A 20735-nucleotide genomic window follows, 5' to 3' on the forward strand; every position below is an offset into this window, starting at 1 on the left:
GACTTCATTTTAAGCGCTTACATATCTACATGTAAAATGATTATAAATGATGATGGATATCTGTATGAGAGATAGATTGAATTCTTTTGATGCCAGAATATATAAAAGGAGCAAAATCCATGGGATTCTGCTCCGTCCGTACGAATTACTGTGCTTCTGTGATCACACCGCATGCGACCGGGTCACCGGCATCGCCCGACGGCTGTGATTCATAGTCATCTTCACCAGAATGGATGATTAAAGCTGTACCATCTTCTGTATGCAGTGAAGTTTCCACTTCTTCATCCAGAATCGTGACATTTTCTGCCGGCACTTCTGTCGATACAGTACCGTCTTCATCCACTTCTATATTCTCGAGGTCACCTGCGTGGGGACCGTCTTCATGGTCAAAACCGTGGGATGCATCTGTCGGATTATAATGATCTCCGGCAGAACTGAAATCCGGTCCTTCACACATGCCGGCATTATGAATATGCATACCATGTGTCCCTGGCTCGAGACCTTCCGCTTCAAGAGCAATCGTCAAACCGTCATCCGCTTCAGAAAATGTCGCTGTACCGATTTCCTCTTCATCAGTGCCGTACATCGTCACTTCAATCTCTTCCGACTCTACCTGAATTGCGCCGCCGTCGTTGTCTTCATCCGCACTCTCCCCGGCTTCTTCTCCGGTTCCGCATGCAGCAAGTACTAAAACCAATATGAACATTGGAATAAAAGCCCATTGCTTCATGATATCCCTCCATCCTTTACTGGGACGGTTCCCCTGTTTAAAGTGGTATAAACGCATATTACATATACTTTCAGAATTTTTTACAAAATTTTACTCCAATTCGTAATCAACATCCCTTGTATATTGATTGGAGGCGTCCCACAGCAGAAATTCATCCACTCCGTTATCTTTTAACGCTTGAATTTGCGTTTCAATTTCTTCCACATCATAATTCAAATAGTTTGCTGCGCCCAGATATGATGCTGTAAAATCCTGCAGCCATGGACGGCTGACGGGCGGATCATCAAGTGCAGCAAGCACTTCATTCTCAGCCTGGATATATTGATCAATGACCTGATATGGCTCTGTGTCCGGTGCATCAATACCGAAAGAACCCGGTCCCCAGTGACTCGGATAAACCATAGAAGATATTACATCCACATTTTCTGAAATCTGACTGAAGTCCTGTCCGATGCCTTCAGCTACGCCGTGTGTTGCCGCGTAGCCGAATATATCCACAGAAACATCCACATCGTAAGGCTCGAGGGCATCTCCGGCGTATTCTACAAAGTCGGTGACAGCATTGACCCTTCTTGTCCCGGCATCTTCTTCATCCACATAGTCCCCTAAATCAAAATCCAAAGTTTCTCCGTAAAATTCAAATCCTTCCGGGAACCTGACATAATCAAACTGGATTTCTTTGAAGCCAAGCTTAGCCGCTTCCACCGCAATTTCTAGATTATAATCCCAGACTTCCTGTAAGAACGGATTCACAAAGTTTTCGCCGCGTCCGTTTTCCCAAATCGAGCCGTCAGGATTCAGAAATGACAGTTCCGGTTCCGCCTCTGCGAGTCTTGAATCTTTAAATACGACGACACGAGCAATCGGGTAGATCTGATTCTCTTCCATCTGTGACATCAGCGTCTCGGAATCCGTATAAGTATAAGAATTCGCCATTGCGATATCATTTTCGACCGGCAGTTCCATCATGATATCGCCCATGTCCTCTTTAACATCGACGACCATCGAATTCAGTCCGGATGTATTTACGTAATCAATCAATTCATTCATGCGTTCGCTGCCTGCAGTGTACCCGGAAACAAATATCCCTTTGACACCATCATCCGGATAGGAAATTTCCACACCGCTGTCATACAGAAAATGACCGGGTATATTTTCCGGCAAAGTTAAAATCGGTTCATCATCGATATCCAGCATTTCAGCCCCCACTTTGCCGTTACTGAACATCGAAAGGGTTACTACAGCAATAAAAATCAGTAAATATTTAATCCTCATTCAGTCATCTCCTCTGCAGCGTTGCTGATCTCTTTCGGATCAGCCAATTGAAAACCCCGCCCTCTCAGTCCATCAACAATTTCAGGCAGCGCTTCTTTTGTCCACTCCCGGTCATGCATTAACAGATTCGCACCATCAGATAAAAATTCCGTGTTCACCATGATATCTGCCAGAGCCTCCGGCTGCTGGTATTCCGCCTCCCAGTCATAACCGTAAGTCCAATTCATCAATGTCATGTTTTCCTCTGCAACCACTTCTATGGAAGCATCCGTGTTCACGCCAAACGGTGCTCTGAAAAACCGGGGCCTTTCACCGGTAATTTCCTCGACCAGATCATTCACCGGAATAATTTCTTCTCTTGTCTGTTCGGCATCAATCTGCTCTAAATTAGGATGCGTCATCGTATGGTTGCCAATTTCAAATCCCATATCATAAATTTCTTTTAAATCATTTTGACCCGCTTCATCCTGTATGAACATGCCGTTCACAAAAAATATCGCATTGGCATCCATGTCATTCAGAATGTGTGCCATTTCTACAGCATGCTGATCCGGTGCATCATCAATTGTCAGTAAAGCAACTTGCGGATCCGCGTCATCCAATGGAATGATCTGAAAGGTTTCCGGATGCACTTCATAAGAGAATGTCTTTTCAGGCTCTGCCGGTTCCTCTTTGGTTTCAGGTTCTTCCTGAGCAGCTTCTTCTGTCTCTGTTTCTGCTTCATTAACTTCTTCACTCTGACTTTCAGAGTTGCTGCAGCCGACTAATAAAAAGGCGACCATAATTAACAGTAAATGTTTCATTATGAGTCACCTTCTTCGTTGATTATTTCTCTGAGTTGGTTTTTATTCGTGTTTAAATCAGTGATGGCTTCGTCCAATGTATGATAAAAATCATTGATTTCCTCATGCTGTTCATTCAGTTCTTCGATTCCGCCTTTAAAAGTTTCATAACCTGCACCTGACTCACCCAGTGAATTAAAATAGTCACGCTCCTGATTCAAAACCTCTTCATACTGCGGCAGAAATGACTGCATCGTGCCATTGACCGATTCCAATGATTCAGTCATGGAATCCACAACATCTTCCATCTCCGCTTCATCTTCAGAAATGGAGAGATTCTGCAACTCTTCCTGTGCCTCTTCATATGTAGCCATTTTTTCCGTCAAAGCATCCAGTGTGCCACTTCTGGAATCAATGTTTGAAAATACTGCGGCAGAGGCATCGCTGAAATTGGATAAGTCCTCCCCGCTCAGTGCAGTTTCAAAATCCTGTTGAAGTTCTATCTCATAATCGATTAATGATTGAAGTTCATGTTGAAGTGATGACTCTTCAAGAGTCTCGATATTACTTTGGACTTGGCTGGAAGTATCTCCGCATCCGGCAAGTACAAAAATCATACCTGATATCATTAACAATCCCACTCTCATATACAAACTCCTTATATTTGATTTAGAGACATTATAACATTTTTATATGTAAAATGAATGTATCGTTAGAATTTTTTAGAAATAAAGGGTTTTAAATGTAAATGGCACACTACTGGGAAGTAATGTGCCTTAAAAGAATTTTATATCGTTCTTCTTCCAGCAACTCTTCAAATTTTGCCCTGATCAATCCTTCATATTTTTTACTCCATGACTTTAAATCAATAAAATATATTACTGCCGTAACCGGCCAGAACCAAGCTGAAACGATACCCTCCGGACTGGCAAGGCCGATTTCCGAAAAAAGTATAAAGTTGAATATTATTCCACTGAACAGGACGACTGTCACTGGTACAGCGTACTTCCATAGCACCATATCAACTTATATATCCCCATTTGAAAGCAGGAACGAACACTTAAAAATATTTCACTTGAAATGTACGGGAGAAGTTTACACTTCATTATTTGAGGCTACAGAATAATAAGAATTGGAGGCTCATTATGAAGAATCGTCTATTGAATTATACCGAGCACAGAACCGCCCCCTTGCCTGATTATCCGTGGATGATGTATCAAAGATGGGAAGATTTAGTGTGCATGCATATACCGGTGGATCCCGGAGAACTCCTGCCCCATATCCCTCGAGAACTGGATCTCGATTTATACGGCGGCAAAGCCTGGATATCCATATTTCCTTTTCTTATACGGAACCTAGGACTCAGAAGCATGCCCAGATTTCCATACTTTCATAAATTTCTGGAATTGAATGTGAGGACCTACGTTAAACACAAAGGGATTCCAGGGGTTTATTTCTTCAGTCTGGATGCCGAAAAAATCATGCCGGTGCTCGGGGCTAGAACTGTTACACTCCCTTATTATAAAGCGAAGATGAAAAGAGAGGAGAAGCATGGCTGGGTGCACTATTCAAGCAGGCGCCAGCACAGTGATAAAGCATATTTCGAAGCAAGGTATAAAATCCTTTCCAGTGCTGCGCCGGCAGAAGAAGCGACGTTGGATCACTGGTTGTTTGAGCGGTACAGACTGTATCAAACCATCCGCAGCACAGTTTTTCATATCGGCATCCATCATTTGAAATGGAAGCTCGCTGACGTCTCCATAGATTATAATCCCGACTCGATCAATTCATTACTGCCCGGAGATATAGAGGGAGAGCCCGCCGTCGCACACTACTCCCCCGTGCTGGATGTAATCTTCTGGCCGCTGGTGAAATCTGAGTGATAGTGAGACAATGGTGGCTGGCGAGTAAGTCCGGCGAAATCAGCAATATAATCACGATTCGGCTTCGAAAAACGAGTAAGACGGCCGGAATTCCAAAGAAGCTCGTTATATTCCAAACCATTCACGCCTTGATTTTCTTACTCATAATTATCTGCCTGCCGAGAGGTCCGATAAACGTATCGCCAGTTGCGGTAAAACCACCTTTTTTGTAGACATGCTGCGCAATTTTATTCTTCACATTGACTCCGAGAGCAACTTCTTCAACATTATCATAATGCTCATTCACAAAAGCATCCAGCTCACGGAAAGAGGATGTCGCAACGCCGCGCTCCTGCTTGGTGGAGTCGACCGAGTAGCTGAACATCACAAGCGCGTCAGAATTGCTGGTATACTTCTGAACGATATCACCGCTCTGTAAAATAAACACCCCTGCAACCTGACGCCTCTGGATGATCAGGACCAATCGTCTCTCATCAATTTTTTCACAGCTCTTCAGAGCATCAAGCGGTGCTGCTGAATAATATTCATGTGCTTCAGTCAGCACATATCTCTCCAAATCTCCATAATGGGACTCGTCATAAAATTTTAAAGTCACTTCCGTATTCACCTGATACTGACTGCCATCATCTGTACGCTGAAAGTATTGATAATCCACCAGGTATCTTCTTAAAACAGCATAGTCCGGATAAGTTTCTTTCAAGATTTCATTCACTTCTTTTTCTTTATATACATGATTCCGGTCAAATGCCTTAATCAGCTCATCAAATAACTGAAGTTTCATCTTTTCCTTCTTTGGAATCTGCACCAGTTTACCGTCTTTGAAAAACCTGTCTTTAATATTCGTCATCCATTTCACCTGCACATTAATAAGTCATACAACTTCCTTTTCTTCAAATTATGATACTATACTTACAATAACTTTTATAATATAGGTGATCATATGATATTGGTGAGTGCATGCCTGGTCGGTCAAAATGTCAGATATGACGGCAACAACAGTCTGGACGAGAAAATCAGCAAGTTGATGGATGAAGGAAAAGCGATCGCTGTCTGTCCGGAAGTGTTCGGCGGTCTGTCGACCCCGCGGCTGCCTGCAGAAATTGAAAACGGGGACGGTCACGATGTCCTTGAGGGGAAATCGAAAATTGTGGATACATCCGGTAAAGATGTCACGGAGGAATTTTTAAACGGCGCCTATGAGACACTGAATGTATTCAAAGAATTTCAGCCTTCAATGGTTGTACTGAAAGAAAACAGCCCGTCCTGCGGCAGCTCTTTCATATACGACGGTACGTTCAGCGGCAATAAAATCCAAGGCGTCGGTGTGACGACAGCATTGCTTGAAAAGAACGGCATCCAGCTCATTTCCGAAAAAGAATTTGAAACATTATAAAAAAAGTGAGTGCCCGGACCCGGGCACTCACTTTTTATGTTGTTTACTTATCTTCTTTTTTCTCTTCATCCGTTTCATCTTCTGCCTCAACAGCTTCTTCGTCTGCTTCCTCTATATCAGGTGCAACCTGATCCGGCAGTGATGCTCTGAATGCTTCGATTCTTTCTTCAAGTTCTTCTTCCGTCTCTTCACGGTAGCCCGGCTCATAAATGAGCTGTCTTCTTTCAAGCTCTATAATCTTGAATTCGTTTCTCAGCGCTTTAAAGAGCGAGACCCCGAGCAGTATGACAACCAGAGTGAACGGGAATGCAGCAATCAGCATTGCCATCTCGATTGCACTCAGTCCACCTGAGAACAGAAGTACGAGTGCAGTACTTGAAAGGATTGCCCCCCAGATCAGCTTGACTCTGAGTGACGGGTTCAATGAGCCGCCTGTTGTCAGCATACCCAGTACGAAAGTACCACTGTCTGCAGAAGTCACGAAGAATGATGCGATCAGCAGGATCGCGATACCCATGACGAGCGGTGCAGCAGGATAGTTTTCCAGGAATGCGAACAATGCAACTTCGTTACCTTCTTCTGCTATCAGATTGTACAGTCCGCCGCCGACCAGGTTATCTGATTCGATACCTGCAACGCCGAATACTGCGAACCATAACGCACTGAACAGTACCGGTACACCGGTAACACCAAGAATGAATTCACGGATAGTTCTGCCGCGTGAAACACGGGCGATGAAACTTCCGACGAATGCAGACCAGCCGATCCACCATGCCCAGTAGAACAATGTCCAGTCATTGAGGAAGCCTCGGTCCCCCTCAAATGAGTTCATACCGAGCGTCATACTCGGCAGGTTCTGTATATAGTTACCCGCGTTAGTCAGGAACGTCTCGAACATAGTAACTGTAGACCCGAATATGAATACGAAGATCATCAATGAAATGGCAATAACCACGTTACCCATACTCAAGTAGCGGATACCCACGTTCAGACCTGTCGATGCTGATAAGACGAATGCAACAGTGATCAGCAGGATGACTATCGTCTGAGAAAACAGGTTGTTTTCGATGAAGTCAAAGCTGTAGCTTAAACCCGCAGTAATCTGCGTCGCACCGAGACCAAGTGAGGTTGCGATACCGAAAATTGTACCGAATACCGCAAGAACATCCACACTTTTACCCATCCAGCCGTTTGCACGGCGGTCACCGATCAGCGGGACAAGTGATGAACTCATAAGCAACGGTGCTTTATGTCTGAAGTTGAAATACGCAAGTGCCAGACCGACGACTGCGTATACTGCCCATGGGTGGAAGCCCCAGTGGAATAATGTATATTGCAGCGCTTCTCTTCCGGCTCCGGTCGCTGCACCTTCTAAAGACGGCGGATTATGATAATGTGTCAGCGGCTCCGTCACACCGTAGAAGACGAGACCGACACCCATACCTGCAGTGAACAGGAATGAGAACCATGTAAAATACTTGTACTGTGGCTTTTCATTCTGTTTACCCAATCTGATCTTACCGTATGGACTGAGCACCAGGAATAATGCGAACAGGACGAACCCTGTCATTGCCAGCATATAGACCCAGCCAAAGCTATTCGATATGAAACTGTTGATAAAACCTAATACCGTCTCTACATTTCCAGGCGCAATGACGCCCCAGAGAATGAAAACAATCGCAATCGCAAGCGAGATGTAAAAGACGGGAGTAACTTGTGACTTATTTTTCATTAATAGATCCTCCTTATAAATTTAGTGTTGTACATATACACATACCCTACTAACCAGGCAAAATTCGAATGTTATTTTTTCAGAATCAGGGCCAGTCAGTGGATAATAAAATAAACAATAAAAAAAGACCCATAGCCAGAGAGTATCCATTAGATCACTCATTCTTCAGACCCGATTCAATGTGGATGTATGCACTGAACATACTGATTTCCAGATACGACCGTAGTCATAATAACATGGATGATGTAATAAGCAAACAGCCCTGCAGGAATGAATACGCTTTTATCAATGATAGCATCTTTCATTAAATTAAAAAAACTGTTAAAATCCCACATTGGCAGTTTTAACAGCTTCTTCGACTTTATTCCATTTTCAATAATTCTCTCTGCATTTCTACATGAATTCACCCGCCGCCTTTGTGTATAGAAGGAAGTGTTGTATTATAAAATGTTCCCATTCGATTCATATCATATGTAATCATTTCCATTTACATCAAATACGATAAAAATGTTGTTGCGATACCGAAATATATCAATAGCGATAAAATATCATTTATTGTGGTTATTAATGGTCCTGAGGCTATGGCGGGATCAATATTCAACCGATAAAGCACGAGCGGTATGATTGTACCCGCAAGTGTGCCGATAATTAAGGTACAAAGCAACGAAAAAGCTACTACAAAACCAAAAATGGCATTGCCCTGCCACATAAATGCAATGGCAAATATCAATAGTCCGCAGATGGCGCCAATAATAACGCCCACCCATAACTCTCTTATCAGCAATTTGAATACTTGTCTCGTATCAATATCACTTGCCACCAGACCTCTGATAACTACTGCCAACGACTGCGTTCCGGTGTTGCCGGTCATTCCTGCAATCATCGGCATGAAGAATGCAAGTGCAACGACCTGTTCCAATGTTTCTTCAAAGCTTGCAATGATACTCCCCGACACAAGTCCGATAAACAGTAGTAACACCAGCCAGGTTAACCGTCTGTATGCGGCGACCGACGGTTTTGTATTAAAATCTATTGCTTTGCCTGATGCAGATATTTTCTCAATGTCCTCATTTGCTTCAAGATACACAACATCCAGTATGTCATCGACAGTGACAATTCCGAGAAGTTTATTCTCTGCATCCACTACCGGAACCGTCACAAAATTATATCTTTGGATGACCTGCGCGACATCTTCCTGGTCCATCATCGCGTCAACCGTGACAGTGCGTGAATTCATCACTTCGTTAATCCGCCGGCCATCTCCAGCAAGCAATAAATCACGGTAAGAGACAATACCCACAAGCCTTCTCTCATTATCAATGACATGCAGGTAGTTTAAATATTCTGCAATCTCAGCAAAGTGTTTCAATTTATCCACTGCTTCCCGGACAGTGGATTTCTGGTTGATCCACACAAGCTGGTCTGTCATTATTCTTCCCGCTGTTTCTGTCGGATATTTCATTAGATTCAGAATGCCCCGGGCGAAGTCCTTATCTGTACTTTTCAGCAGACGCTCCGCTTCAGCCTCATCCATATAGGTCAACAGATTGATCAAGTCATCATTGCTCATGTGTTGAATTACTTTTGAAGTTTTATCTGTATCCATCCGTCGCAAAATAGCGTATTGGCAATCCTTATTCAACTCAGCAAGTATATCAGCCATTTGCTGCACAGAAGCCAACCATATGAAGCCATCTTGTTCTCTGACGGATAAATTCATATACATCCCGGCTAAATCATAGGCCTGTATGTCGTTCGTAATTTCTTTAAATCTTTCAAAATCTTTGTATTGAATTGTATTTATAATACTCTGCTGTAAATGCTGCATACTTCTTGTCATACATACCCGTCTCCCTGCACTTTTCATTCAGACATGCAGTTTTAAATCAGCAGACAAAATTCTGGTTACATCAATAAATTTTTATTTTCAATCCTTTGCGAAATTGCTTGAACAATCAGTGCATCATCGAGCAGACCGATCGGCAACAAGTAATCCGGTATTAAATCCGTTGTTACTATAAAGTACAGCAATGCCCCGCCCATCAGGGCAATATCTTTAGCATTCCCTTCCCCAGCTATAAAATAACCATACATCTTGTGGATGTTTTTCATAAAGGTGCCGGTATTGGAAGATTTATTGATTTTATCTTCCGTTTTTTTAAGAATATGTTGTTTCCCTTCAACCGTTGTACCTTCTTTTATATATTTTTGTATTTCATCATCAATTTCGGCCATTGTAAGTGGGCCTGTTTCAGGATGTATTGTCTCAACCAGTTTCTGAACTGCTTTTAAATTTTCTGCCAAATCTTCATCTGTTTTGTTGTGATTATCATCTAATGATAATAGCTCTGATAAGCTTATCCCCGTACCCGCTGATAATCGTTGTAAATGATTTAAATTAACTTTTCTTTTGCCATTCATAATTTTAGATAATGTTGCATGATCAATATCTGACAGTCGCCCCAGTTCTCTTAATGATACTTTTCTGTCTGTCATCACTTTCTTCAAATATTTACGTAATCGTTCTTGATCACTCATATCATCACCACTCTTTTCCTTATAACATAACGAATGTAATATATCGGTGACAATATGTCAACACTGTGATAGATTAGATAAATCTGTTTCATAAAATTATTTAGGAAGAAGTATATCTATGAAAAGAACATTTGGCATCACAGGATCCGTATTTTTATTGATATTTTTAGGAATTACCGTTGGAGTGATTACAGAAAAACAATGGGTATACACCTTTGATATCACATTGATCAATTTCATTCAGGCTCATATCACACCTTCTCTGACTGCTGTTGCGTCAACATTAACCGACATTGGCGGCGTTCGTGAAATCATTGTAGTCACTATTCTTGTTACAATAGTGCTTTGGATCAGAAGAAGATATATTGCAGGATTATGGCTGGGCGGCACAGTACTTCTTTGTGTCGTCATACTTACATTTATGAAAATTCTTGTTGGACGTGAACGGCCTGATATCCTGGTGATTGCCACGGAACAATCACAAAGTTTTCCAAGCGGACATTCCACCCTCTCCACTGTCTTCTATGGATTGCTTGGACTCACTTTGTTAATGCTAATTAAAAAAATTTGGCAAAAAATTATTATTGTGACAATTATTTCACTGATTATCAGCTTCGTGCTGCTTTCAAGAATTTATTTAGGCGCACATTTCCCGACAGATGTCTTGGGCGGTTTTTTCTTTGGATTGGCGAATATTTTCATCTCCCTCTCTGTATATCAGCTTTCTTTACCTTGTTTACAGAAGTTACTGTTCCAATGGAAATTAAACGACCGAAGTCCGATTCTTTTTAAATGAATCCACAACTTCACATACCAATTCTGTTTATTGTAAACACCATTATTAACGTCTAAACTTATGTATGAGGATATATACGGAGGAGATATTATGAACATAGGGTTGATCGGGTCTGGCGCTATCGGACAGTATTTATTGAAAAAGATCAATAAGGAAAACCATCCGGAACTGAATATCAAAAATATACTGGTGAGGAACAGAGAGAAGTATCAGTCACTTGAGTCTGAATATGGTATTGAATTATATACTGATTTAGAAGCGTTTCTATCGACAGATATCGATATGGTCGTTGAAGCGGCAAACGTAGAAGTAGTGAAGTCCGTATTGCCGGAAGTGCTTAAGAAAAAGGATACGATGCTGCTCAGCACACAGGCGGAACTGCCGTCCGGCGCCATCGGCGGACTGGATTTAGTTCAAAATGCAAAGTCACATGGCAATTTAAGCAGTGTCGAGCTAACCACTCGTAAACCCGCAGCATCATTAGTGGATGAAGATATTCAGGAAGAACAGGTTGTATTTGAAGGAAAGGCTTTCGAGGCCATTGAAAAATTCCCTAAAAATATGAATGTATCCATTATTTTATCTCTCGCAGGTTTGGGAATTGATCAGACGAATGTCAGACTGATTGCAGATCCTGAAGCAGATAAGAATATTCATCAGATAAAACTTTCCGGTGATTTTGGCGAAGCGGAATTAACAATTAAAAATGAACCATTGCCTGAAAACCCGAAAACAAGCGCTCTTGCCACTCTCAGCATCCTCGGTACACTTGAGAGAATCCAGTCGAATATTAAATATGGAAGCTAAATCTTTAAAATAAGAGACTGCAGAATTGTGATTAAAATTCTGCAGTCTCTTTTTAACTTTTAAAAATTGACCTGGGTCAAGGAATTTATAAAAAATAAAACACATAATGAAAAAGAGGGGTGTTTATCTTGAGTTGGACAATTCACCAGACAGTGCTCTGGATTCATATATTTCTTGCGATCAACTGGGTCGGTGGTCTTTTATTCGTCGGCTGGGGTGTGTTTCCTGCAATAAGATTACTCGGTATCCAGGATGGCCGCAGGATGGTCAAGGCTGTTATGAAACACAGTCATTACCTTTTCACTTTAGCAGGGGCCGGTGTTATTTTGACCGGAATTTTACTTGGCACTTGGCTGGGCCTGGTAAAAAATATGGAAGCATTATGGCACACTACCTACGGCAACCTGTGGTTCACCGCGCTTATCATCGGCATCATCACACTTTTATGGGGGACTTTTGTGGGATATCCATATGCGATGAAAGTACTTTCCAATAATCATATTTGGGACCGTGCCGTCGCCGGCAACGGATTCCCTCTGGGAAAGGCATTGTTCAAACTTATCATGGTTGAAAGTGTCGAAGGTATCGGTTTCGTTGTTCTCCTGGCACTTATGATCATGCTTTAAAAAGGAGATGTCTACCATGACACAGTTATTCGGTTACAAAGATATGAGCTCGGATTATCATTATCATTCAGACTGGTTCCGTATCATCCGTCCGGTGACTTTAACCGCTTCAATCATGCCGGTTACTGTCGGAACCCTTCTTGCAGCACAAATTAGCGATTTCAACATTACACGGTATGTCATTCTGCTTATCACTAGTGTTTTGATACAAGCAGCAGTCAATATGCTGAACGATTATTTTGATTTTATGAAAGGCCAGGAAGAGGACAAATGGCACGATGTCAATTCGTCCAATTCCTGGTTCACACCACTTTACAGTCAGGTCCCAATCGTATCGCTATCCATTGTTGCGGTCGTTTCGTTACTGACATTGTGGCTTGCTGCTGAAAGCAGCTATTGGATTATTCCACTTGGAATCATTGGGTTTATTTTAGGATATCACTATTCGGCTGGCATTAACTCACTGGCCAGTCTCGGTCTCGGTGAAATTGCAGGCGCAATATGTCTCGGTCCCCTGCCACTGATTATTTCCATGCTTGTACACGGCGCACCTGTCAGCTGGGACATGCTGCTGTATTCTTTGCCGTTCGCATTATTGATGGGCACAATGGTGCTGACAAATAATATACGGGACATTAAAAAAGACAGTTCGACGCGTAAAACAGTGGCAATCAGAATCGGCAAACAAAAAGCTGTTTATTTGTTGATCGGTATTCTGGCGTTGACATATATCAGCAGTATATTAATATACTCATCATTCTGGGTATTACTCTCACTCCCTGCAGCCATCGCACTTATCCGTCGTTTCTATCGGACAGAAGGCCCCAACCCAATGGGTATAGCCGGACAGCACCACCTCTTGCACAGCCTGACCATCATATTCACAGTACTCATATAGATGAAACCCGCCGGACTATATCTTTAGCCCGGCGGGTTTTTATTGTCACTTGCATGTTTAATATCTACTCAAAACATAGAAAAAAGCAGTCACTTCCACCAACTGGGTGACTGCCTTTCTATATCATAATCAAGTTATTGCGTCTTTATTTCTTCGGCTGTCAATATAAATCATGATTGAAACAACCAATATGATACAAATCAAATTTTTAGCAAATAATGGCACAGGAGAAATGTTGACAAGGAAACCTACGCCTAATGCCAGTAAACCGTACCACGGCAATTTACCCGCGAACTGTACAAATACCGCTCCGAAAATCGCCGGCAATACATACGGGAAAACTTCCTGGATGCTTTCCGGAATGACTGTCAAGAGCCAGAGTCCTGCGATAATGACCGGTACCAGTATGAGCTTATTCACTAATGAGGCTGCGCTTATACCAAGGGTCGCAACGACTTCCCCTTTTTCTGAACTTGGTTCCACGCCTACCGCTTCCTGACATGCCGCCACCGCAGGCAGGCACATGTTGGAAATGTTACCGGTAAAGAAGGCGATGTATGTTCCTGCCGAACCTAAAACCGGATAATACATGATCGGCTCCAGAAACCATACAACACCTATGACCGCTGCATAGGCAAAGAATGCATTCAATATTAAAGGAAAACCTGGATGGTATCCCATGACGAATGAAATATAGAGAGGCAGCGCAAAAGAAATCAAGATACCCAGACTGAGGGTTAATCTTCCCCAAAAATGTGTTGATTTAGCATAACTATCCATTTTTAATACCCTCCTAAACTATAAAATATACTGCAATCAGACTGATTAGAATTGAGAAGCCGAGCGACCATTCCTTTAACCAGTTGATACCTTTCTTATTGGCAATCAGATTGATGACAAATGAAACGACCATTGCCACGACACCTGTGAGGACATATGGCAAACCATTTAAAAACTCACTTGTTAACAGTGATCCGAAGATGGCTATCATGGCGCCGCTCGCGACTATGCCCAATATATGTTTCCCTTTCGGCTTTGCACTTAACTTCGCCTGGATTTTATCGAGTGAAGGCGTTGCGATCACTGTGAAAATCATCCACCCCGCACCACCGATACAGAGCACCCATACGATCAGGCTGAATATTTCCGGTGTAAATTCGGCGCCTCCGAGCTGGGCACCTGCCGCCTCAGCTGACAGTTGTGCACCCACACTTTCAATCGGCGCAGAACCGATGACCCCGATACGCATCATGGTCAATGGATTACCAATCAGTGAGATGAGGGAGACAGCAACAATGATGATCCCTATGGATGGACCGATTGCTGTGATTGCCCCGGTTTTTATCGAACTGTTTATCTCCTGCTTTGTCAGACCTACATCTAACGCCCTTTTTCTGGACATCGATAAAAATTTAATCCCCTGGAAAATGACCAGCGCGATGATTGCCGATGCGAAAATCCAGACTACAGGGTGGTTTGCGAATTCCATACCTGTCATAATATGACCTCCTTATTTTCAGCTGTTTAATCTGTTCAGCACTACATCACCGAGTGTTTTGGCACTGACAAGCAATGCACCTTCGTTTACATCGAACTTCGGATGATGGTTCATATATACTTCTTCAGCACCTTCAGGCTTGGAACCGACCATGATGAAAGTACCCGGGAATTTCTCTGTATAGTAAGCAAAGTCTTCTGAACCGCTGACCGGTCTTGGATGAAGTATTTCATTAACATAGGAACCTTTGCTTTCGGTTAAGATTTCTTCAACAATTTGTGTTTCTTTCGGATGGTTGTATGCAACAGGATAATCATATACATAATCAAGGTCACACTCGACATCAAATGTACTCTCGATGCCCGCCACCACTTTTTTCATGGCTTCATGAACAGGTTCTTTATTATAGCCCTGCAAATAGCGCACAGTACCTCTTAATGTCACTTGATCCTGTATGACATTGTATCCACCCGGCGCTTCCATAGCAGTTACGGAAACGACTACAGAGTCCATCGGATTCATCCTGCGGGAAACGATGGTCTGGGCATTTGTTATGAAGTATGCTCCTGCAACGAGCGCATCTTTTGTATTTTGCGGCATCGCGCCGTGGCCGCCGTGACCTTGTATGCGAAGGTCGAAGTTGGAGCGTCCGGCCATCGCATTCCCTTCAATCAGAGCGATTTGCCCGACTTCTATGTTCGGGAAGATATGAATGCCGTACACTTCGTCCAGGTCGTCCAGAATACCTGACTCGACAATACTTTTTGCACCACCCGGCGGTACTTCTTCCGCATGCTGGTGTATGAGTTTGACCGTGCCTTTCCATTCATCCTTCAATTCGATCAGTGCTTCGCCCAACGTTAATAAGTAGGCTGTATGTACATCATGACCGCATGCATGCATCACGCCGTCTTTTTTCGATTTGAACGGGACATCCGCCTCTTCCTGAATCGGCAGAGCATCAAAGTCCGCCCTCAGACCAATGACCGGCCCTTCACCATTCCCTTTAATCTCAACGATGATACCGTAACCGTTTCCAACATTCGTTGTGACTTTTACATCTTTATCTTTGTAGAAATCAGCAATGTAGTTCGCTGTTTCTTTCTCTTGAAAAGAGAGTTCAGGATTCTCATGAAGATACCTTCTCATCTCGATCATCCGTGATTCTTTTTCTTCCAACTTTTGAAAAAGCTTTTCTTTTAAAGCCATTTTTAACATCCTCTCCACCTTATATTTTTAAAGTGTATCATATAAATATATTTTAACAACTGAATATTCCGACTATACAGAGTGAATCATTATAATCTCATAATCTATTTTTATGCAGTATTTACTTTCACCCGGTCTATTTAAAACATAAAAATCCCGTTACGGCACAATATTTGTGTACCGTAACGGGAGATATTTTATCAGTTGAGTAAATACAAATTCCTCGTTGCACGGGACGCCAGTACATATTTGATCAGCGGCAGATCATCATAAAATGCCAATTCGGTAATGATGACAGTGTTGTACTCAAAGCCTTTTGATAAATAGTAGGGCAGCACCAGATAGTCCTGGTTATAGATGGTGTCGACCTCCTGCAGGTTCTTCAGGCCCGGAATATCATCTTTCAGATGTTCATATATTTCATCCGCCGCTTCTCTTGACGGCGTAATGATCGCCATCTGTTCCGGCAGGTTTTCAGCAATCATCTCTCTGATATGCGCCGCTTCATCCTCTGTGCGGATGAACTGTACATCCTGTCCGTCAACAGAGACGGAGTCGATTCCGCCAGGCACGATCGTGTTCAAATAATCATTGATCTGATTGGTCGAACGGTATGATTTCTGAAGCTTCATCATATGATGGTCTTCCACATCAAGATCTTCACTCCGGACCGGATGGATCTGCTGATTCTTATCGCCGAGACTCGTAAATGTCGCCTTACTGTAGTAATCCGTCATCACGGCATACTGGATATTCGAGTAATCCTGGACTTCATCAATGATAACGTGGCGCATCTTCTTGTCGGATATATCAAGAAGATGGATGTACAGATACATCATCGGCGCAATATCCTCATACATGAAATTATTGCGTTTGACGTTTTCTATCGTTTTACTTCTGACTGCTTTATCGGTGAACGACCGCACATACAGTTTCTCAAGCTGGACGAACCTGAACCTGCGTATCTGCTGGTGCACTCTCGCAAGCGTCTGCGTCGCATAATCATTCGCCATTTTCTGCAGCTCTTCCTTTTCACCGATATACTCACGCTTAGCATCCAGTTCTTTAAACTTCTCGTTTGTCAGCCATTTCAGCTCGCGCTGGTACATATCCAGTAAATATTCATAGATTTTATGCAGGCGGCGGGAGACCGGATGCTGAGACAAGTTATTGTAAAATACTTTTTCAATCATCTCTTTGGCAATAAAGGTCTTCGTGCCGTACTTAAGGTCTCTGAAGTACATGCCGCCCTCGCCGAGCGTGGCCATATACTGCTTCAGGTGCTCGAAATAAGCCTTCGATGTTTTATAACGGTAGGCAGAGCCGTCTTCGCCGTTCAGCCTCTGAATATTATCAGCCAGCGATTCAAACTGGCGGCCGTTGAAATACGGCACTTCGTTCAGCATGCGATAGAACGTCATGTTTTTCACGTTATCCTCACCGAGCTCTGGCAGTACATCCGAAACGTAGTCATTGAACACTTCGTTCGGTGACATGAGCAGTATATTGTCCGCTCTCAGCTTTTTTCTGTATGTGAACATCAAGTACGCGATACGCTGCATCGCGAGTGACGTCTTTCCGCTTCCCGGCGGCCCGTACACAAGCGTGTTCTGATTCAGCGGCTGGCGGATAATGATATTCTGTTCACTCTGAATGGTCGCCACGATATTTTTCAGCTTTGAACGGGAGGAGTCCGTAATCAGCTGCTGGAGCATATCATCCCCGATATACAAGTCACTGTCGAACATGTTCAACAGCTCGCTGTTTTCAATCTGGAACTGACGCCGCAATGAGACATCGGTTTTTATTTTCGAACCGTCCGGAATGGTATACGACAGTTCTCCGACTCTGTTTTCATAAAACAGGCTCGCGACCGGCGAGCGCCAGTCGTAGATCAGTATATCCTGGTTGTTGTCCTGGATGGTCGCGTTGCCGATATAGATCGGTTCACCGTCTGCGGTCAGCCTGCCGAAATATGGCTTTTTAATCATGCGGGAAGTGACGTCCAGCATCTTTTCTATATGGTTGTAGTTCGTTTCTGTCATGCGCATTTCAGGCAGCATCGAGATGAAATCCATAACATTCCCGTCTTCAAAATCGAATGTGTTGGATACATCGTCGTTGAGCATTTTCCGTGTGTCCAAAATATCAGTCGAGGTCTTGTTCTGCTGCTGATTTAAACTCGCGTTGTATGCTTTTAGGAAGTTCACCGTAAAGTTCAGCTGGTTCACTTCAAGTTCAAATTCATTCCCCATCATACCGCTCCTTTTTATATAAATGCATTGCTTATCATACAACGATTCCGGCTGAATGAGTAGTCTTATTATCGTTGAATTTATATGCTATAATGGACTTGTTAAATAAAGTGCCCTTCCCACGTATTTTCGCGTGCGGGAAGGGCTTTTCTTTTCTCTCATGCTAACATATTAATTCGCTGTGTTCTCTTCCAGAAACTCAAGCAGGATTCTGTTGCTTTCTTCACCTGCCTGCACGTTCGCTTGTTCCGTACCGCCCATCATCATGCCGGCAATCGCCGTCGGTCCTATAAACAGGTGACCGGCATCTTCAAAGATTTCCACCTGTGCATTATCATCCAGCGCTTCACCGATTTGTTCCGCCATGACGTCGCCCTGCCACATCGCATCATCTCCGCCTGCAAACAGCAGCGCCTGTCCGTCAAAGTTCTCCGTTTCGATTTTCGCCGCTTCAGAATTATCATTCATTTCAACGGCCGATTCATATGTTTCCCTATACTTCACAGGATTCAGGACTAGAGAATCAAACATTGTACGTGCAAATGCACCCAAATCGGACTGAGTGATATCTATATACGGCAGCTCTTCCCCGTCATATGTCCAAGATGATGCCATATCCCCTTCGAATGACAGTCCCATGAAGACATAGCTGGATGGTGTATATAAAATCAAATTGCTGATTTCATCATAATAGTTCGTGAGTACCAGTCCGAGCTCGGCACCTTTCGATGCCCCGAGCAATGTGATGTCCGTACCGGTTAGATCTGCATACTCCAGGAAATCTCCGAAAAATTCCAGCGGCACCCTGTTCAGTTCATCCACCTGATTGTCTGCACCAAAAAAGAACATGGCATAGACCTCATAGCCGTTTTCAGCTAAAAATTCCGCAACATCCGTGTTCGGACTCCCTTCCGAACCACCGAAGACCGCAATCGGTTCTGCATCATTCGGGTCATCCGGCACAAAATGAAAACCATTGGCTGCGCCGTGTTCGAAATGTTCGACCGTACCGCCTTCAAATCTCTCGGGATAATTCGAGAGGTCATTCACATCTTCCAAATGCCCGTCAAATCCCCACTTCTGGCTGTTATAAAAACGCATCGCAAATACAGCGGCAACGATCAGAATAATGATAACAACAATACTCAATATTATTCTTATTAATATTCTTAATATCTTTTTCATACGTATCCCCCCTGTTCCAATTTTAAATCTCCTTCAGACTTTGTATATTTACCATTATAATATATTATTTCTTCATTAAATTCATTTCACATCATTAGACTGATCAAATGTATTCGGTTTTACTTAAGACAAGATAATCATTCAATGCAGTATATGAAATGCGGATGACATTGATTTAAAGAAATGGAGAGAAGGGGGAACGGATATGAATAAAGGTAGATATACCACACTGCCCGGGCAGGATATTACTGTATTCTTAATTGGGATGTACGTTAACAAATGGTATGCCATTCATAAATGACTGCCCGTCTTCACCGCAATGCCGCCGATGGTTGCCGAGCTTATGAGACATAAAGAACTTGGATGTTTATCTTATGAGATGTTTTTTAAATACAGAGGTAACATGCTCGTCCAATATTGGGAATCTGAAGAGAAATTATTAGAGTATGCAAAAATGCCAAAACATCTGAAAGCATGGAAGAGATTTATGAGAAGGATCAAAGATAATGACGCTGTGGGATTTTATCATGAGACATATAACGTCAAACAAAATCAGTATGAAAACATTTATCTTAATATGCCGGATTTCGGTCTTGGTAAAGCTTTAGGCACAGAGATTGTCAATAAACACACACATACAGCAAAGCAGAGATTAAAATCCCGAGGTGAGAAAAATGGAGTTCAATAATTTAATACCGGAACTGACCGTGTCTGATATAGAAAGAACCAAATCATTCTATCTTGATGTACTTGGATTTGATTTGGAGTATGAAAGAACAGAAGATAAATTCATCTTCCTGTCCCTTGAATATATACAGATAATGTTTGAACAATTCAGCGAAGATAGCTGGAATGTCGGGGATTTGGATCACCCGTACGGCCGGGGCATAAATTTTGAAATGTGCATTTCCAATGTTGAAGAAAAGTATGAACAGATCATTGATTTTGGAGTGAAACCCTACAGAGAAATGAGTTACAGCACTTACCGCCAGGATGAAAATGAAATACTGCAGAAAGAATTCCTGATACAGGATCCCGACGGCTATCTATTAAGATTTACAAATTAGCTGAGGGAACATAATAAAATTATCCCAGTATCGCATAAGTCAGCCAACAATTCACTCTGCC

At 42.7% G+C, this 20735-nt stretch carries 22 protein-coding genes; 8 read left to right on the plus strand and 14 right to left on the minus strand.

Annotation, left to right across the window (positions count from 1 at the left end; all coding sequences use genetic code 11):
* Positions 1-145: 145 nt before the first annotated feature.
* The 5 genes from BO48_RS12815 to BO48_RS12835 form a co-directional block, all read right to left on the minus strand.
* Positions 146-730 carry a superoxide dismutase family protein gene (locus tag BO48_RS12815; protein ID WP_496367889.1) on the minus strand — a complete coding sequence of 195 codons (585 nt, stop codon included), beginning with the start codon at positions 728-730 and terminating at the stop codon, positions 146-148.
* 90 nt (positions 731-820) lie between these two features.
* Positions 821-2005, minus strand: coding sequence for a putative glycoside hydrolase (locus BO48_RS12820; RefSeq protein ID WP_496367891.1), 1185 nt, complete (start codon positions 2003-2005; stop codon positions 821-823).
* Positions 2002-2808: a polysaccharide deacetylase family protein gene (locus BO48_RS12825; RefSeq protein ID WP_496367893.1), complete on the minus strand. Its 807-nt coding sequence runs from the start codon at positions 2806-2808 to the stop codon at positions 2002-2004. The genes BO48_RS12820 and BO48_RS12825 overlap by 4 nt, the downstream gene beginning before the upstream one ends.
* Entirely contained in the window at positions 2808-3434 is a 627-nt protein-coding gene (locus BO48_RS12830) for a YkyA family protein (RefSeq protein WP_496367895.1), read from the minus strand. Before BO48_RS12830 ends, BO48_RS12825 begins: the two co-directional genes overlap by 1 nt.
* A gap of 109 nt (positions 3435-3543) precedes the next feature.
* Complete coding sequence (locus BO48_RS12835; protein ID WP_496367897.1) at positions 3544-3807, minus strand: hypothetical protein; 264 nt, start codon at positions 3805-3807, stop codon at positions 3544-3546.
* A 125-nt stretch (positions 3808-3932) separates the two neighbouring features.
* Between BO48_RS12835 and BO48_RS12840 the strand changes: the two genes are divergently transcribed.
* A complete protein-coding gene (locus BO48_RS12840) occupies positions 3933-4670 on the plus strand; it encodes a YqjF family protein (RefSeq protein ID WP_496367899.1) in 738 nt (245 codons plus the stop codon).
* Positions 4671-4791: 121 nt separating this feature from the next.
* Here the strand turns inward: BO48_RS12840 and BO48_RS12845 are convergent, their stop codons facing one another.
* The gene (locus BO48_RS12845) at positions 4792-5517 is read right to left on the minus strand and encodes a DUF2087 domain-containing protein (RefSeq protein WP_496367901.1); all 726 of its coding nucleotides are present in this window, start codon (positions 5515-5517) and stop codon (positions 4792-4794) included.
* 93 nt (positions 5518-5610) lie between these two features.
* Between BO48_RS12845 and BO48_RS12850 the strand changes: the two genes are divergently transcribed.
* Positions 5611-6063 carry a 2-thiouracil desulfurase family protein gene (locus BO48_RS12850; RefSeq protein WP_496367903.1) on the plus strand — a complete coding sequence of 151 codons (453 nt, stop codon included), beginning with the start codon at positions 5611-5613 and terminating at the stop codon, positions 6061-6063.
* Between the two features lie 43 nt (positions 6064-6106).
* Here the strand turns inward: BO48_RS12850 and BO48_RS12855 are convergent, their stop codons facing one another.
* The 3 genes from BO48_RS12855 to BO48_RS12865 form a co-directional block, all read right to left on the minus strand.
* Positions 6107-7795, minus strand: coding sequence for a BCCT family transporter (locus tag BO48_RS12855; protein WP_496367905.1), 1689 nt, complete (start codon positions 7793-7795; stop codon positions 6107-6109).
* 487 nt (positions 7796-8282) lie between these two features.
* Complete coding sequence (gene mgtE / locus BO48_RS12860) at positions 8283-9635, minus strand: magnesium transporter (protein WP_496367907.1); 1353 nt, start codon at positions 9633-9635, stop codon at positions 8283-8285.
* A 65-nt stretch (positions 9636-9700) separates the two neighbouring features.
* A complete protein-coding gene (locus BO48_RS12865; protein ID WP_496367909.1) occupies positions 9701-10333 on the minus strand; it encodes a helix-turn-helix domain-containing protein in 633 nt (210 codons plus the stop codon).
* A 118-nt stretch (positions 10334-10451) separates the two neighbouring features.
* On the opposite strand from BO48_RS12865, the gene BO48_RS12870 reads away from it, so the two are divergent.
* From BO48_RS12870 to BO48_RS12885, 4 genes are all read left to right on the plus strand, one after another.
* Positions 10452-11129 (plus strand): phosphatase PAP2 family protein, encoded by a 678-nt coding sequence (locus BO48_RS12870; RefSeq protein WP_496367911.1) that lies wholly within the window; start codon positions 10452-10454, stop codon positions 11127-11129.
* 90 nt (positions 11130-11219) lie between these two features.
* Entirely contained in the window at positions 11220-11936 is a 717-nt protein-coding gene (locus tag BO48_RS12875; protein ID WP_496367913.1) for an aspartate dehydrogenase domain-containing protein, read from the plus strand.
* A 128-nt stretch (positions 11937-12064) separates the two neighbouring features.
* Positions 12065-12562, plus strand: coding sequence for a hypothetical protein (locus BO48_RS12880; RefSeq protein WP_496367915.1), 498 nt, complete (start codon positions 12065-12067; stop codon positions 12560-12562).
* A 16-nt stretch (positions 12563-12578) separates the two neighbouring features.
* On the plus strand, positions 12579-13460 hold the full coding sequence (locus BO48_RS12885; protein ID WP_496367917.1) for a prenyltransferase: 882 nt from the start codon (positions 12579-12581) through the stop codon (positions 13458-13460).
* A 129-nt stretch (positions 13461-13589) separates the two neighbouring features.
* On the opposite strand, the gene BO48_RS12890 is transcribed toward BO48_RS12885, so the two are convergent.
* The 5 genes from BO48_RS12890 to BO48_RS12910 form a co-directional block, all read right to left on the minus strand.
* Positions 13590-14240, minus strand: coding sequence for a small-conductance mechanosensitive channel (locus BO48_RS12890; protein WP_496367919.1), 651 nt, complete (start codon positions 14238-14240; stop codon positions 13590-13592).
* 13 nt (positions 14241-14253) lie between these two features.
* Positions 14254-14958, minus strand: a complete 705-nt coding sequence (locus tag BO48_RS12895; RefSeq protein ID WP_496367921.1) for a DUF5058 family protein — start codon at positions 14956-14958, stop codon at positions 14254-14256.
* Between the two features lie 18 nt (positions 14959-14976).
* Positions 14977-16167: an amidohydrolase gene (locus tag BO48_RS12900; protein WP_496367923.1), complete on the minus strand. Its 1191-nt coding sequence runs from the start codon at positions 16165-16167 to the stop codon at positions 14977-14979.
* Between the two features lie 200 nt (positions 16168-16367).
* Positions 16368-18422, minus strand: a complete 2055-nt coding sequence (locus BO48_RS12905; RefSeq protein ID WP_496367925.1) for a HelD family protein — start codon at positions 18420-18422, stop codon at positions 16368-16370.
* A gap of 171 nt (positions 18423-18593) precedes the next feature.
* A complete protein-coding gene (locus tag BO48_RS12910; RefSeq protein WP_496367927.1) occupies positions 18594-19607 on the minus strand; it encodes an acyl-CoA thioester hydrolase/BAAT C-terminal domain-containing protein in 1014 nt (337 codons plus the stop codon).
* Positions 19608-19908: 301 nt separating this feature from the next.
* Here BO48_RS12910 and BO48_RS12915 point away from each other — a divergent pair, with 301 nt between their 5' ends.
* The gene (locus BO48_RS12915; RefSeq protein WP_496367955.1) at positions 19909-20295 is read left to right on the plus strand and encodes a DUF4188 domain-containing protein; all 387 of its coding nucleotides are present in this window, start codon (positions 19909-19911) and stop codon (positions 20293-20295) included.
* Complete coding sequence (locus BO48_RS12920; protein ID WP_496367929.1) at positions 20282-20674, plus strand: bleomycin resistance protein; 393 nt, start codon at positions 20282-20284, stop codon at positions 20672-20674. Before BO48_RS12915 ends, BO48_RS12920 begins: the two co-directional genes overlap by 14 nt.
* Positions 20675-20735: the final 61 nt, after the last annotated feature.

This window comes from Lacicoccus kunmingensis DSM 17847 (assembly GCF_059568765.1).